The organism is Alteromonas sp. W364 (assembly GCF_031846205.1).
Lineage (GTDB): Bacteria > Pseudomonadota > Gammaproteobacteria > Enterobacterales > Alteromonadaceae > Glaciecola > Glaciecola blandensis.
This window is the reverse complement of sequence record NZ_JAVRID010000003.1, coordinates 141,112-156,201: the sequence shown is the minus strand read 5'-3', so window position 1 is coordinate 156,201 and position 15,090 is coordinate 141,112. Positions and strand designations below refer to the sequence as shown.

The following is a 15,090-nucleotide window of genomic DNA, read 5'->3' as shown; positions in this document are numbered from 1 at the left end:
TGATGAACAAAAGAGAAGCACTATTAAACGCAGCAGAAACGAAGGCAAGGATCGGTGGCTACAGTAATTTTAGCTTTCGAGAATTGGCGGCAGAGGTTGGTATTAAAAGTGCAAGCGTTCACTACCACTTTCCGACTAAAGAAGACCTTGGTGCTGAACTAGCGAAGCGTTATACGGAGAATTTCTTTATTGCACTTGGTTCACCAAGCGATTTATTGAAACAAGGTAAAAAACCGATAGCGGAATACATTCGGGTTTTCAGGCATGCCTTGGAAAAAGACCAACTAATGTGTCTTTGTGGTCTATTTGGCGCTGAGTCAGATGCACTGCCTGAAAAAGTAAAGCTGAATACAAAAATCTTCTTTGAAAAGAATCTCGAGTGGCTTCAAGAAGCTGTTAAGTTGAGTGTGAGTTCTACGGAAACAATTGCTCGAAATAAAGCGCTGTTTATTCTATCATTACTAGAAGGTTCAATGATGGTAAGTAACGTCCTAAAAAGCAATGACGCTTTTGGCGCAGTTACTGAGTTCATTGGGCCTGAATTTATATAAACCTGAATCTATTGAATCTGTGTAGAGAATTCATCTCAAAAACCATTCAACAATTTACCACAAGGAAGTTTTACCATGCGTAAAGCAGTTTTAGCGGCAGCTATATTTGCCATGTTTAGTGCCCCGTCTTTTGCTCAAAATGAAAATACTACCCACTTATACTCTCCAAACGGTTGGAGCTATGGTGCTGAGTTTTCATCAGTAAGTTTCGACTCTGATACAGCGCTTCAAGAGGGTATCGAAGACAAAGCGTTATTAATCGGTTTAGGAGTTAATTATCGCTCATCTTCTTTTATCACTTCGGCTAGCTTAGATTTTATTCTCTATGATGATAACGAAGAGTTTAGCCAACTCGTCGTTGGCGACGGCTTACTAAATGATGGCGACGTTTCTGTTGAATCATCGGATGCATCGGCCATCGGTTTTACACTGGCTTCTGGATATGAGTGGAAATTTGGCGAGAACGACCGTGCATCAGCTATTCTGCAAGGCGGTTTAACGGGAGTGTTCGGCTCTGAACGCTCGATTGCGAATTGCTCAGATTGCAGTACTGAAGATATCGATATTGATGGTGGTTTCTTCATCGGTGGAAAGCTCGGATATCACATGGAAAGCTTTTCTGTTGGTTTGAGCGCGCGTCAGTACCTTGGTGGAGATGGTCTATCAAATGTATTCGGCATTACCTTCGACACGAAATTTTAAAGCCTTACTAAGTCGCAATCCAGGCTCAAAAGCTAGATAACTTAAGCTTCTGAGCCCTTTTACTTTTTGACAACCAACATTGACAGCCAAGGGTTGTTGCACTATTGTCTAACGAAGGATCGTTTATTATTTAATCAATTCACAAGGAATTTAAAGTGAAAAATTTAGCCGTCATTTTTGCACTAGGATGTGCATCAACCTTAATAGCAACACAGTCTTTAGCTGCCTATGAATCTGCGGATTCTTCATATCATGAAAATTCAATTCCTACACAGAATAAGCCTGATGCTTGGGCTTCAGTAGAGCGAGACACACTTCGCTATCCAAGCAGAGCATCGAGCAATAGTACATCTGGATGTGCAACCGTGAAGTATATTGTAACACCATCAAATGAAGTTAAAGATGTTCGCGTTGTCAAAGCAACTGATAAAGGCTTCGCTCAGGCGGCCAAAAGAGCAATCGAAAAATGGGATTTTTCAAAGGTTGATGGAGCGTTTGTTGAGACGGATACGCCAAAGCAAACTCGATTCGAATTCTGCAAAGATGTGAGCACTGAAGCTTGCTTAGTCAAACAACAGTCCTACTGTGACGGCGATGACGTCATCGCGGCAGTGCACCGTTCAATTAATCCTGCAGACATTGGTAATACTCAACAACAAAAAAGCAGGGTTAATCGAGCGATGACCTTCGAGCAGAAATTTCAGTAGATCGCCAATAGCCCAAAAGTCATAAAAAAAGAAAAGTACCTCTGGCACATTCACCAAATTTGTCGTCGCGATATTCTAATCCTGTCAACTAACAACAGGAAACGACAAATGAAAACTTTAAATACTCTTTTACAAACAACTCTTTTAGCTTCAACTCTTATTTTTGGCGCAACAACAGTTCAAGCTAGTGAGCTAGAAGTTAACTTTATCGACATTGAGCGTCCAGTTGGTCAGCTTATGGTGGCAATCTATGACTCAGAAGAAGCTTACACCAACAAAACACAACCTTTGAAATACGCTACTGTGGAGGCCGATGCTGATACCGTCACTCTTAACTTTGACGGTCTTGCTGATGGCACTTACGCATTAATGCTTATCCATGACTTAAACAGTAATGGTCAAATGGATATCAATGCGATGGGTTTACCGCAAGATGGCTATGGCTTCAGTAACAATGTTGGCATGTATGGTCTACCACCATTCGACGCTGCTTCATTTGAGGTCAGAGAGTTTGCCAGTATCGACGTGATCGTGCGTAAGCCAGTCAACCTTTAATAAATCACTTTTTAAATAACAGGTAGCGAGTGCATACTCGCTACCTTTTTTCGTTTCAATTAATACTGTTGAATACTTTTATTGAGCTGTATCAAGCTTCTGTCTGGACATTTTTTTGTTTTGCTATAAACTTAAATGTAAATAAGAACTATTCCCATTAGAGGGTGGTTCGTTTAAAAACAGTAACTGAAGTGAGACTTGAATGACCGTTTGGGACATCCCCGCTAAAAAATCTGCCGCGATTAAATTGCTCAGTGCAAGCTTGCAAGAAGATGTTGCCATGCGATTGCACGAAATGGGCTTTGCCGAAGGCGAGCTTGTGACGTGTATCAAGCGTACAGCATTTAACGGGCCTACGGTCGTACAATTAGGCGATTGTGTTTACTCATTGGAGCAAAGTATTGCAAGTCATGTGCAAGTAAGCGCGTTATAAGATGCAAAAAATCATTCTCGTCGGCAAACCGAATTCCGGCAAAAGTCTACTTTTCAATCAACTCACAGGCCTCAAGCAAAAAGTAGCTAATTTTCCAGGTGTGACTGTTGAGCTTAAAACAGGTCGCTTCGACGACTTTGAGGTGGTTGATTTCCCTGGGACATACTCTTTAAAGTCTTTATCAAAAGACGAATCTATTGCCATTGATCAACTCCAGTTAGCAATGGCAGCGCCAGAAACATCAGTGATTTTGTGTAACCTTGATGCTACGCGTATGGAGCGCTCCTTGGTGTTTGCCTTGCAGGTACAGGCAATTGCCAAGGCGAATAACAAAGCAGTCGTTTTCACATTGAATATGATTGACGAACTCATACGCTTTAACCACTTCATCGATACAGAAAAGCTCAGTGAGAAGCTTGGCAGTCCAGTGTTTGCGATTTCAGCTAGAACGCTGATAGGTATTTCTGAGTTACAACATGGTCTAACAAAAATTGCATCAACACCGCAAGACTATTTGGTGAAAGAGACTGAAATCAAGCAGCTGAATGCGATGCAAGCCAGTAAAACCTTAGCGTCAGAGTTTGCGATACAAAGTGATATTGTTTTAAAAAGACAAAACAAGATTGACAGCTTGTTGCTTAACTCTGTTTTTGGCGGAATCACCTTTCTAGTCATCATGTTCTTTTTGTTCCAGAGTATTTTCACCTGGGCCGCGCCTCTGATGGATGCAACCGAGGCCGGAATCGGCGCGCTTGCAGGATTATTTACTCGCTTTATCGGAGAGGGGGTCGCCAATGATTTTGTCGTCGATGCCATTTTCGGTGGCTTAGGTGCATTTTTAGTATTTGTGCCACAAATTATGGTACTCACGCTGATAATTGGTTTGTTGGAAGATAGTGGGTATTTAGCTCGAGCAGCCTTGATATGCCACAAGCCCTTGAGTTTGTTTGGCTTATCAGGCCGCAGCTTTATTCCCTATTTATCAGGGCATGCGTGCGCTATTCCTGCTATTTTGGCTGCTCGAACCATTGAATCTCCACGCAAACGTTTTGTAACAATGATGACCGTACCACTAATGTCATGTTCAGCACGATTACCCGTCTATGCACTATTGATTGCGGTTCTTGTGCCGGATGTTCAATATTTAGGTGGTTGGGTTAACTTGCAGGGTGCAATGTTTTTCGTGTTGTACTTTTTCGGTATTTTGACAGCGCTCGTTGTTAGCGCTGTCTTAAATAAAATGACTGCGACGTCTGAGCAACACACCGATATGCCATTTATTCTAGAATTGCCTTCCTACCGTTTGCCGCACTGGCAGCCTCTGTTTTATAGGGTGCTGAACAGTGGTGTACAGTTCATCAAACGTGCTGCGCCAATTATTTTTGTTGTCTCTCTGGTGATTTGGGTTCTCGGTTACTTTCCAAATAATGGCGATTTACAAAACTCCTACCTAGCGACAATCGGTCAATTTGTTGAGCCTATCTTCGAGCCTCTTGGTATTGATTGGCGCTATGCGGTAGCGATTTTGGTCTCTTTTTTGGCTAGAGAGGTGTTCGTAGGTGTACTTGGAACGATGTTCAGCATTGAAAATGCGGATGAAAACATAGCTGGCTTAGCGGCAAACTTGCAAGCTGATGGTCTTACCCTTGCCTCAGGGATCGCACTAATGGCATTTTATGTGATTGCTCTGCAATGCGTCGCAACGGTCGCGACGCTCAAAGCCGAAACGGGCAAAAACCGTTATGCTTGGGGTGTGTTTGTTGCTTATGGTCTGCTTGCCTATGCGGTATCTTGGACTGTTTATACATTGATTGCATAGTGTTCAAAGATCGTCCAGTATTCGAATACACAGCTACGTTAACGGAATGACGCGAATCAAACTTATTTATTTTATTGCAGGTATTTTTTGTTCATTTTACTCGTAAGCTGGGCTCAACGATGTCGTGATCGCCAATGGAACTGAGTATGGCTATTATCTTAAAGGGGCAGTAAGAATAATATGATCAGTTATTATGCACATAAATTGTTGTACGACGGGAAGTTGCAAACGCATATGCTTCTGTCCGTTGACGATGGCGTCATTTCAGCGATAAAGCACTTAAATGCGCCGCCAGATAGCAACGCATATGATATTGAACTTGCTGGGCTGGTGAGTCCAGGGTTCATTGACACTCAAGTAAACGGTGGCGGCGGCGTATTGTTTAATCATGAGCAAAGTGTGCAGGCGCTCGAAACCATGATGAACGGGCATTCTCAGTTTGGTACAACAAGCATGCTACCAACCTTGATCACCGATAGCACCCAGACTATGCAGCAAGCAGCAGATTCTATAGCGCAAGCAATTCGGCAGGGTATCAAAGGGATTGCTGGGATTCATTTTGAAGGGCCTCATCTGAGTGTCGCAAAGCGAGGCATCCATTCAGGTCAACAAGTACGCCCCTTATCAGATACCGAAATGACGATAGTCACCCGCAAAGATATAGGGAAAGTTATCTTGACCGTGGCTGCAGAGAATGTCACCTGTGACCAAATTAGAGAGCTAGTATCCGAAGGTGTGATTGTGTCACTCGGGCATTCTGCGGCAAGTCTTGAACAAGCTATTTCGGCTATTGAAGCAGGTGCGACAGGCTTTACCCACCTTTATAATGCGATGTCTGGTTTAACAGCAAGAGAGCCTGGCTTAATTGCAGCTGCACTGCTGGATGAGCGAGTGGTGTCTGGTTTGATTGTCGATATGCACCACGTCCACCCCTACAATTGCAAACTGGCACTGCATACCATCGGTGCTGAGCGTTTAATGTTAGTCACTGATGCTATGGCGCAAGTTGGCTCTGACATAGATATCTTACCGTGGCTCGATTCTACAATCACTCGTCATGGTGACAAACTGACACTGGAAGACGGCAGCATTGCTGGCTCATGCTTGGATATGGCCTCCGCAGTACGCAATATGTTTGCACACGTTAGTCAGGACTTACCATCAATTTTAAATATGGCCAGTCATACACCAGCGCGCTTTCTTGGCTTTGATGACAGAGGCGAAATTGCAGTGGGCAAAAACGCAGATTTCGTTTTGCTCGATAATAACCTGTCTTGTGTAGCAAGTTGGATTGAAGGCAAGCAAGTGGCTGGTGAATTACAAGCTTAATAAAGCATTCTAAAATACGACTCTATGATGACTATCGTCAGGCACGCTTACTTTTGATGCACTTTTGTTCCGTGATGGTGCGTTTTCTCATTGCTTGTGATTATCTATTTAGCTAACTATCTGTAAAGCATGGTAAATATTTTTTGGCACTGCTTTTGTATAGCTTTCTGTAAGTAGTGAGCGCAAAAAAACATGCGCCTAAGCATCTTTTAGCGTGAGTACTTGCTTTTAGCGTAAGTACTGAGCGCTGTAAAAAAAGAAACATACAATTTATGACCCACCAATGCAGGTGAGTCGCATTGGCAACGAAGCCCACAGTAGACTGTAAATCTCTGTGGGTTTTTTCGTTCTAGAGGAAACAGAAAATGGCAGAGCTAAACGACACTAGTATTCAGACAATCCCCAAAGATGACGTACTCGTTATCGGTAATGGTATGGTTGGACATCATTTTGTCGATCAACTTCGCGCACAACACCCTGAATGTAGCATTCGAGTGTTGTCAGGTGAACCCAGATTAGCTTACGACAGAGTGCACTTATCTGAGTTTTTTAGTGGTAAGACAGCAGATGATCTGGCCATGACAAGTGCTGAATATTATCAGGACCTAAAAATCTCATTCCATATCGATGCTTGGGTTCAAGAAATTAACAAAGAAGCCAAAGTAGTGACTACCCGGGATGGACAAAAATACGCTTATCAAAAACTGGTGCTAGCAACAGGGTCTTATCCTTTTGTCCCACCGATACCGGGAAATCAACAAGAGCATTGCTTGGTGTATCGCACCATTGAAGATTTAGAAGCCATTCAAGCTTCAGCGAATGTCAGTAAGGTAGGTGTCGTTGTTGGTGGTGGTTTGCTTGGCTTAGAGGCTGCTAATGCCATTAAGGAAACTGGATTAGAAACCCACGTTGTGGAATTTGCCCCACAACTGATGGCTGTGCAATTAGATGCGCCGGGTGGTCGCGTGCTTCGCGACAAAATCAATGAATTGGGCGTGAAAGTTCACACACAAAAAGCCACCACAGAAATAGTGCCCGGGGAAGATTGCCGATATCGCATGAACTTCGCAGATGGCTCGCATTTAGAAACAGACATGATTTTATTTTCTGCGGGTATTCGTCCTAGTGACGCCCTCGCCAGAGAGTTCGATTTGTCTGTGGGAGAAAGAGGCGGCATCGAAATAAACAACTTCTGCTTAACCTCCGATCCAAGTATCTACGCAGTGGGTGAATGTGCGCTTTGGCAGCAACGTATTTTCGGCTTGGTTGCGCCTGGCTATACCATGGCTCGCGCAGCGGTATCTCATATTTTACATGGCGACTCCCCAGACACGCTCGCTTTTGAGGGGGCTGACATGAGCACGAAACTAAAGCTAATGGGCGTTGAAGTGGGTTCCATTGGCGATGCGCATTCAAATACCGAAGGCGCTCTCTCTTATACTTATGAAAATCAGGCTTTAGGTGTTTACAAAAAGATTGTTGTGGATGCCGAACAAACTACCTTACTTGGCGCTGTGCTAGTGGGTGACACTTCAGATTACGATACTTTATTACAATATGCCTTGAATGGGATTAGCTTGCCAGAGTTTCCTGAGTCCTTAATTCTTCCTTCAACGGGAGACAGTGCGCCGGGCTTAGGGGCCGATGCATTGCCAATGACAGCCACAGTGTGTTCTTGCCACAATGTCTCTAAAGGTGATGTCATTGCTGCTATTGACGAAGGAAACTGTGACTTAGGTAGTGTCAAAAGCTGTACGAAAGCCAGTTCTGGATGTGGTGGTTGTGCAGCATTGCTTAAAAACGTGGTAGATAGCGAGTTGGAAAAGCGCGGCGTAGAAGTGAAGAAAGATATTTGTGAGCATTTTGCCCATTCTCGTCAAGAGCTCTTCCATATTGTGAAAGTAGAAGGTATTCGTACCTTTGAGCAACTGATTGGAAAACATGGCAATGGTTTGGGATGTGAAGTGTGTAAACCAGCCGCTGCATCAATTTTTGCTTCGGTTTACAACGAATTTGTTCTCGATAAGTCACATATCGGATTACAGGACACCAACGATACCTATTTGGGGAACATGCAAAAAGACGGCACTTATTCTGTTGTTCCACGTGTTCCTGGTGGCGAAATAACGCCAGAAAAACTGATATTGCTAGGCGAAGTTGCCAGAGACTATGCGCTGTATACCAAAATTACCGGTGGTCAGCGAGTTGATCTCTTCGGTGCTCGCGTCGAAGACCTTCCCGATATTTGGCAGCGCTTGGTCGATGGTGGTTTTGAAACAGGCCACGCGTACGCTAAAGCGCTTCGCACAGTTAAGTCATGTGTTGGAAGTACATGGTGTAGATACGGGGTTCAAGATTCAGTAGGACAAGCCATTGACCTAGAAAACCGTTACAAAGGTTTACGAGCTCCCCATAAAATTAAGTTTGCTGTCTCAGGCTGCACAAGAGAATGCGCTGAAGCTCAGAGCAAAGATATTGGTGTCATTGCGACTGATAATGGTTGGAACTTATATGTATGCGGAAACGGCGGCATGAAGCCGCGACACGCAGATTTGTTTGCGACCGACTTAGACAGTGAAACCTTAGTTAAATATATCGACCGTATTTTATCCTTCTACGTGAAAACAGCCGACCGTTTACAGCGAACCTCTGTCTGGATGGACAATATGGAAGGCGGTCTAGCGTATCTTCAAGACGTTATTATCAATGACTCTTTGGGTATTGCCGCGGAGCTAGAGGCACAAATGGAAACGGTGGTCGATACGTATCAATGCGAATGGAAAACGGCCATTGAAGATCCTGAATCCCGCAAACGGTTCCGTCAATTTGTGAATAGTAAAAACCAAGATGACAATATTACTTTTGTGCAGGAGCGTGGGCAAATTAGACCGGCTACTGAAGCAGAGAAGAAATCCATCAACGTAGTTGAACTGGCGTAAGGAAAAGATTTATGACAACTGTAAGCGTTATAGAAAAACCTGCCGTCGCCCTAGTCGACGTATGTGCTGTGAGTGATCTCATCATAAACTCTGGTGTGTGTGCCCTTATTGATGAGCGCCAAGTGGCTATCTTTGCGATTCAAACACCAAGCTCAGAAAAAAAAGAGGCGACACTCTCCGTGTATGCGCTTAGTAATTGGGACCCGATTGGAAAAGCGAATGTGATGTATCGTGGTTTGCTCGGTTCGATGCACCAGCAACCCATGATTTGTTCACCTCTTTACAAGCAACATTATTCTTTACTGACAGGTCAGTGTTTCGAAGATGAGTCTGTGCACCTTGATGTGTACGAGTGTGTGATTGCTGACGATAAAGTTTGGATCAGTGTCGCGTAACGCGCACTAGGAACCTATAGACTATGAATACGTCTTTTGTAGCCTGCTCAAAACAAAGTACATGCCCTTATTGTGGCGTGGGTTGTGGCATAGACGTAGACCTCCTAGAGACTAATAAGTTTGCAAACAAAAGTCTGGAAGCTACCAACCTAAGCGGCAGTCGAGAACACCCTGCCAACTTTGGACGTTTGTGCGTAAAAGGGACACACCTATTAGAAACCACCTCACCTGAAGGACGTTTACTTGTCCCCAGCGTTAATGGACGTGAAGTTGAATGGGATGAGGCAAGTGATCTAATTGCTCAAAAAATGCAGGACACTATTGCTGAGCACGGACCTAACTCGGTTGCTTTTTATGTGTCCGGTCAGCTACTAACAGAAGACTATTATGTGGCCAACAAGCTCATGAAAGGCTTTATTGGTAGCGGCAACATTGATACCAACTCACGCCTTTGCATGTCATCTGCGGTTGCAGGATATAAACGCGCGTTTGGTGCAGATGCAGTACCTTGTAATTACGAGGACTTGGAAATTGCTGATGTACTGGTGCTTGTTGGCTCAAATGCAGCTTGGACACATCCGGTTTTATTTCAGCGAATGGAACAAGCAAAAAAGCGCAAGCCAAACATGAAAGTGATTGTGGTCGACCCACGCAAAACAGCGACCGCCTCTTTAGCAGATATTGCACTGCATATAAAACCAGGCACCGACACAATACTATTTAATGGCTTACTGAATTACCTTCGTGAAACTGAGGCCTTAGACCAAGCATTTGTAAAACGGCATACCAATAATTTTGCCGATACTATCCGTTGTGCTGAATCCTATACTGTAGATGCAGTGAGTGAGCTTTGCGATGTTGCGCGAGAAAGTGTTGAGGCTTTTTATGCAGCTTTTGCGACAAGCAAGCGCAGTGTTACTTTCTATTCGATGGGCGTAAACCAATCAGTTTCTGGCGTCGATAATGCCAATGCGATTATCAATTGCCATTTGGCTTCCGGACAGATAGGGAAGCCAGGCTGCGGCCCATTTTCAATTACCGGGCAACCCAACGCTATGGGCGGCAGGGAAGTGGGTGGATTAGCTAATATGTTGGCTGCTCATATGGACATTGAGAATCCTCAGCACCATGATCTCGTTAGCCGTTTCTGGCACTCAAGCAAAGTCACATCGTCTCTTGGCTTAAAAGCAGTGGATATGTTTGACGCACTTGAAAGCGGGCAAATCAAATTTATTTGGATAATGGCAACTAACCCGGTTGTGAGTATGCCAAATCGACAAAAAGTCGAGCGAGCTTTAGCGCAATGCGAATTTGTAGTGGTATCTGATTGTGTCGCTAAGAATGATACTCTGGTCTTCGCAAATGTGGTGTTGCCAGCAACAGGTTGGGCAGAAAAAGACGGCACTGTGACGAACTCTGAACGTAGGATATCACGTCAACGCGCTTTGTTTCCGCCGACAGGAAAAGCTCGTCATGATTGGCAAATAATCTCTGAAGTCGGGGTGAAAATGGGATTTGAAAAGGCATTTTCATATTCTTCACCCGCTGAAATATTTGATGAACATGCTGCATTGAGTGCTTTCGAGAACAAAGGTTCCCGTGATTTTAATTTGGCGGGTTTAGTGGGTATGACACCAAGTCAGTATGAACAATTATCGCCCATCCAATGGCCTGTGCGTTCGAGCAATAAACAAGATACACAGACTGCGCCAGAACTACAGGTTAGTGCAGCCCAGCCGAGCGGTACCGCTCGGCTATTTACCGACAATATTTTCTTCACACACAACCAGAAAGCGAATTTTGTTCCAATCATACCTAAACTTCCTGAGCAACTTACGTGTAGTGAATTTCCATTTGTCCTGAATACAGGAAGGAGCCGTGACCATTGGCACACGATGACAAGAACTGGGAATTCGGCTCGCTTACATCAACACACTGGTCATGCCGAACTCAATCTTCACCCTTTTGATGCAAAAGCGTTGGGTATAAAAGAGCATGATTTATTGGCGCTGCACTCGGTGAATAATCCCGATGAGCCAGTGATTTTACCCGCAAAGTTCACCCGTAATCAGCGACAAGGTGAGTGCTTTGCGCCAATACATTGGTCAAAAGCGTGGAGCTCTCACGTTCACATTGCCAGTTTATTCAGTAATGCGCGCGATGCCATTTCGGGTCAACCAGAGCTCAAGCATGCTGCAATAAATATTACCAAAGTAACAGGTAGCGCAAGCGCACAAATTTATACTCGACAAGCACTACCGGAATTGATGCTGGAGCAAGTATGCAACTATTGGACAAAGACTAAGTTGACGCATGGCTATCAGTACGAGCTTGCTTTAGTAGATGAGCTTAGCGAAAAATCGACAGTAAAGACTGTCGAGAATGTCCATGCTTGGTTTGAAATGTTTCTAGGGAACTTTGCGGAGCAATCACAAGTGCATTCGCTTCAAACAGGAACTGAGCTCAATGCACTTAAGCTGGTGGACGGGTCTCTGTCATTGGTTGCATTCTTTCAACAATCCCAGTTAGACACAAAGCGCGATTCTAATCAGGTTTCCAAACAATTGAGTATCGCTGAGCAAGCCAACTGGGTAGATAGTCTACTCGGCCAAATGACACTGAGCGACGAGCATGCTAGAAATTTACTACGCAAAGTACCGAGCGATGAATTTACGCAAGGGCGTTTAGTATGTAGTTGTTTCAATGTGCGCGAAAAATCGATTAGCTCGGCCATTGAACAGGGGTGCGACAGCGTCGAAAAGCTGGGTGAAAAACTTAAATGTGGCACCAACTGCGGGTCATGTCGCTCGGAACTAGCTACCTTGATCGCAAATGAGCGCATCGAACCAGAAGCAAAACATAACAGTGAAATAGAAGTTGCGACGCAACGGTCTACTGCACACTCCACTAGTAACAGACAATTAACGATCCCTATAAAGCAAATCGAGGCCTTGAAATGAACATGATAAAGACAGCTCCTTTAAAGGCCCTGAACCTTCTTAAAAAAAGCACTAACGAGTCAAGCAAGTTGCGAAGTCTGTTTCCCTTTATTGGTAATAGTCACAAAACCGTAATTACGGAATCATCACCGGTAGGCAGCGTGGCTATTGTAGGCGCTGGACCCGGAGATGCAGAGTTGCTGACGATTAAAGCTTATAATGCACTACAAAACGCAGATATTGTTTTATTCGATTGGCTTGTAGACGAGGCGGTATTAAGAATGATACCGGCGCGCACAGCCAAAGAGTTTGTCGGAAAGCGTGCAGGACAACATAGCATGCCTCAAGAACAGATTTGTGATCGCCTCGTTGAACATGCTTTATTAGGTAAACGTGTGGTGAGACTAAAAGGTGGCGATCCCGCTATTTTTGCTCGTACTGTGGAAGAGACTGATATATTAAGCAAGCACAACATTCCGTTTTATATTATCCCAGGTATTACTTCTGCTTCAGGTGCATCGGCCTATACCGGTATACCTTTGACTCATCGCGAGTGTGCGCAATCTGTTCGCCTCATTACCGCCAGTTTACGTCAGCCTGAATCAGAACCGGATTGGCAGGAAATTGTTGTCAGTAGCGATAATCAGACTTTGGTGTTTTATATGGGCTTGAAGAAGCTGTCACTTATTATGCAGCGCCTTGAAACCTATGGTATGTCTGTCACGATGCCAGTAGCCGTAGTGGATAAAGCCTGTACTAAAGAGCAAGCTTTAGTCTGTTCAGATCTCAGGTCGATTTCGGAGCAAGTGAACGAAGCTAAGTTTGACGGGCCTGCTATGATAATTGTTGGAAAAGTAGTTAATTATCGACAAGTGATCACCAAGGAATTACTATCAACCTCCCTTTCTCACACAACTAATGTGTAAAAACAGCTTTCTTGCATACTAAAAATGATGACAGCAGAACAAAAGCAATTCGTTGAATTTATTCAGGCCGTGGGGCGCGGTCAACGAAGTGGTCGATGCTTGACTCAAGCTGAAGCGTCCACAGCAATGGGTTTGCTTCTCAATGACAAGGTTAGTGCGGAGCAGAAAGGTGCATTTTTGATGCTACTTCGAGTGCGTGAAGAAACTGCAGATGAAATCGCAGGCTTTACTGAGGCTTGTCGATACACATTGCCCAGTGCACTGTCCTCAATCAATGTCGATCTTGATATTGGCGCCTATGCGGGCAAACGCCGGCAATTGCCATGGTTTCTCTTAGCGGTGGCTTGTTTAGTTGAAAATGGTGTCACGGTGGGTATGCATGGTACTCAAGAGCCTGAATCAAAACGCTTGTATATTGAGGCTGTGATAAAAGCCATACTGGGTAAAGAAACAAACAAAGTGATGGCCATGACCTTAGAAGATATACCAAGTCGCTTGCAGTCGAAGGGCTTTGTGTATGCGAACTTGTCGATTTTGCATCCTCAACTGTATTCACTTATCCAACTACGTGAGCAATTTGGTTTACGTTCTTGCGCAAATACACTTGCAAGACTGCTGAATCCTTTTGCTGCGAAGTTTTCATTGCAAGGCGTACATCACCGCCATGTAGATGAGAAGCACATGGACGTTGCACAACGATTGATGGACAAAAACACGCTTTGCTTTCGTGGCGAGGGAGGGGAACCAGAACTTGATCCTAGCAAGGATACGCAACTTCTGTTCTGCCGCGATGGCGAGAGACAAAATGTTGCGTTTGTGGCAAAACAACAATGGGAAATTAAACCCAAAGCGCTAGAACCCGCAGAGCTTAAAATGGGTTGGAAAGGGGAGACCTTGCACAGTTATGGTGAAAATACCGTGCTAGCTAGCTTAAGCGCGCTACTGATGTTGCTAGATAACAGTGAATATAGTCAAGCAAGCAAACAGGCAAAGCATATGTGGGATACTAGAAATACCAAGCTTTTTCTGGGCTGTGAGGTTTAAGCGAGATCCTCGATTTACTTGCACTATCTATTCAGCTCTATCGCTTATCAATAATGTAGTGACTGGCCAGTTATTTGCATCAAGCCCCATAAAGTCGTTATAAATAAGTAAGCTTTCTGCTCAATGAGTACAGCCTCAAGCAACCACAACGATACACTTAGTATATTGTTGATAGATGATAATGAATCTCGCGCTTCAGCATTAGTGGATGCGCTCGCACACTCGCGCTACCGGATCAAACACATTGCCAGCTCTGGCGCGTCCTTGCTTAAACAAGTTGATGAACTTAAACCTGATATGGTGGTGATTGACATCGAATCACCTGACCGCGATATCTTAGATAGTTTGCATACTCTGTCTAGTTTTAATCCTAAGCCTATTGTGATGTTTTCCGAGCAAGAAGACTCGGAGACAATTACCCGAACTGTGCATTCAGGTGTGAGTGCTTACGTTTGTGGTAATGCAGACCCTACAAGAGTTAGGGCAATCCTTGATGCGGCATTAGCACGCTTTGAAGACTATCAAAGTGTGAAACAAGAGCTTGCTTCCACTAAACACCAACTGATGGCTAAAGAGCAAATAGACAAGGCGAAACGTTTGTTGATGAAATCCCGAAATATGAACGAAGATGACGCTTTTCATGCGCTTCGCAAAATGGCAATGGATACGGGACAAAAAATGGAAGACGTTGCGCTTACCTTAATTAGCGTCCTCAATACAATTAAATGAGTTGGCTAATTGAGTCAATATA

13 protein-coding genes are annotated in these 15,090 nt (G+C 44.2%); all 13 read left to right on the top strand.

From position 1 onward, the window contains the following. Nucleotides 1–2: 2 nt before the first annotated feature. Complete coding sequence (locus tag RM556_RS06035; RefSeq protein WP_311360924.1) at nucleotides 3–551, top strand: TetR/AcrR family transcriptional regulator; 549 nt, start codon at nucleotides 3–5, stop codon at nucleotides 549–551. A 75-nt stretch (nucleotides 552–626) separates the two neighbouring features. Continuing rightward, entirely contained in the window at nucleotides 627–1,253 is a 627-nt protein-coding gene (locus RM556_RS06030) for a hypothetical protein (RefSeq protein WP_311360925.1), read from the top strand. Between the two features lie 155 nt (nucleotides 1,254–1,408). Then, nucleotides 1,409–1,960 (top strand): TonB family protein, encoded by a 552-nt coding sequence (locus RM556_RS06025; protein WP_311360926.1) that lies wholly within the window; start codon nucleotides 1,409–1,411, stop codon nucleotides 1,958–1,960. A gap of 108 nt (nucleotides 1,961–2,068) precedes the next feature. Then, entirely contained in the window at nucleotides 2,069–2,515 is a 447-nt protein-coding gene (locus RM556_RS06020) for a DUF2141 domain-containing protein (protein WP_311360927.1), read from the top strand. Nucleotides 2,516–2,717: 202 nt separating this feature from the next. Then, nucleotides 2,718–2,948 carry a FeoA family protein gene (locus RM556_RS06015; protein WP_311360928.1) on the top strand — a complete coding sequence of 77 codons (231 nt, stop codon included), beginning with the start codon at nucleotides 2,718–2,720 and terminating at the stop codon, nucleotides 2,946–2,948. Nucleotide 2,949: 1 nt separating this feature from the next. Then, entirely contained in the window at nucleotides 2,950–4,767 is a 1,818-nt protein-coding gene (locus tag RM556_RS06010; protein WP_311360929.1) for a ferrous iron transporter B, read from the top strand. A gap of 180 nt (nucleotides 4,768–4,947) precedes the next feature. Next, nucleotides 4,948–6,096, top strand: coding sequence for an N-acetylglucosamine-6-phosphate deacetylase (gene nagA / locus RM556_RS06005; protein ID WP_311374130.1), 1,149 nt, complete (start codon nucleotides 4,948–4,950; stop codon nucleotides 6,094–6,096). Nucleotides 6,097–6,461: 365 nt separating this feature from the next. Further along, complete coding sequence (nirB, locus tag RM556_RS06000; RefSeq protein WP_311374129.1) at nucleotides 6,462–9,035, top strand: nitrite reductase large subunit NirB; 2,574 nt, start codon at nucleotides 6,462–6,464, stop codon at nucleotides 9,033–9,035. Between the two features lie 11 nt (nucleotides 9,036–9,046). After that, nucleotides 9,047–9,430: a nitrite reductase small subunit NirD gene (nirD, locus tag RM556_RS05995; RefSeq protein WP_311374128.1), complete on the top strand. Its 384-nt coding sequence runs from the start codon at nucleotides 9,047–9,049 to the stop codon at nucleotides 9,428–9,430. Between the two features lie 23 nt (nucleotides 9,431–9,453). Further along, nucleotides 9,454–12,390, top strand: coding sequence for a nitrate reductase (locus RM556_RS05990; protein WP_311374127.1), 2,937 nt, complete (start codon nucleotides 9,454–9,456; stop codon nucleotides 12,388–12,390). Continuing rightward, the gene (gene cobA, locus RM556_RS05985; protein ID WP_311360934.1) at nucleotides 12,387–13,295 is read left to right on the top strand and encodes a uroporphyrinogen-III C-methyltransferase; all 909 of its coding nucleotides are present in this window, start codon (nucleotides 12,387–12,389) and stop codon (nucleotides 13,293–13,295) included. Before RM556_RS05990 ends, cobA begins: the two co-directional genes overlap by 4 nt. A gap of 24 nt (nucleotides 13,296–13,319) precedes the next feature. After that, nucleotides 13,320–14,339 carry a glycosyl transferase family protein gene (locus tag RM556_RS05980; RefSeq protein ID WP_311374126.1) on the top strand — a complete coding sequence of 340 codons (1,020 nt, stop codon included), beginning with the start codon at nucleotides 13,320–13,322 and terminating at the stop codon, nucleotides 14,337–14,339. Between the two features lie 123 nt (nucleotides 14,340–14,462). Beyond that, on the top strand, nucleotides 14,463–15,068 hold the full coding sequence (locus RM556_RS05975) for an ANTAR domain-containing protein (protein WP_311360936.1): 606 nt from the start codon (nucleotides 14,463–14,465) through the stop codon (nucleotides 15,066–15,068). Nucleotides 15,069–15,090: the final 22 nt, after the last annotated feature.

Coding starts and splice junctions, on each gene's coding strand:
- RM556_RS06035 (WP_311360924.1), top strand. CDS start 3: ATGAACAAAAGAGAAGCACTATTAAACGCAGCAGAAACGAAGGCAAGG.
- RM556_RS06030 (WP_311360925.1), top strand. CDS start 627: ATGCGTAAAGCAGTTTTAGCGGCAGCTATATTTGCCATGTTTAGTGCC.
- RM556_RS06020 (WP_311360927.1), top strand. CDS start 2,069: ATGAAAACTTTAAATACTCTTTTACAAACAACTCTTTTAGCTTCAACT.
- RM556_RS06015 (WP_311360928.1), top strand. CDS start 2,718: ATGACCGTTTGGGACATCCCCGCTAAAAAATCTGCCGCGATTAAATTG.
- RM556_RS06010 (WP_311360929.1), top strand. CDS start 2,950: ATGCAAAAAATCATTCTCGTCGGCAAACCGAATTCCGGCAAAAGTCTA.
- nagA (WP_311374130.1), top strand. CDS start 4,948: ATGATCAGTTATTATGCACATAAATTGTTGTACGACGGGAAGTTGCAA.
- nirB (WP_311374129.1), top strand. CDS start 6,462: ATGGCAGAGCTAAACGACACTAGTATTCAGACAATCCCCAAAGATGAC.
- nirD (WP_311374128.1), top strand. CDS start 9,047: ATGACAACTGTAAGCGTTATAGAAAAACCTGCCGTCGCCCTAGTCGAC.
- RM556_RS05990 (WP_311374127.1), top strand. CDS start 9,454: ATGAATACGTCTTTTGTAGCCTGCTCAAAACAAAGTACATGCCCTTAT.
- cobA (WP_311360934.1), top strand. CDS start 12,387: ATGAACATGATAAAGACAGCTCCTTTAAAGGCCCTGAACCTTCTTAAA.
- RM556_RS05980 (WP_311374126.1), top strand. CDS start 13,320: ATGATGACAGCAGAACAAAAGCAATTCGTTGAATTTATTCAGGCCGTG.
- RM556_RS05975 (WP_311360936.1), top strand. CDS start 14,463: ATGAGTACAGCCTCAAGCAACCACAACGATACACTTAGTATATTGTTG.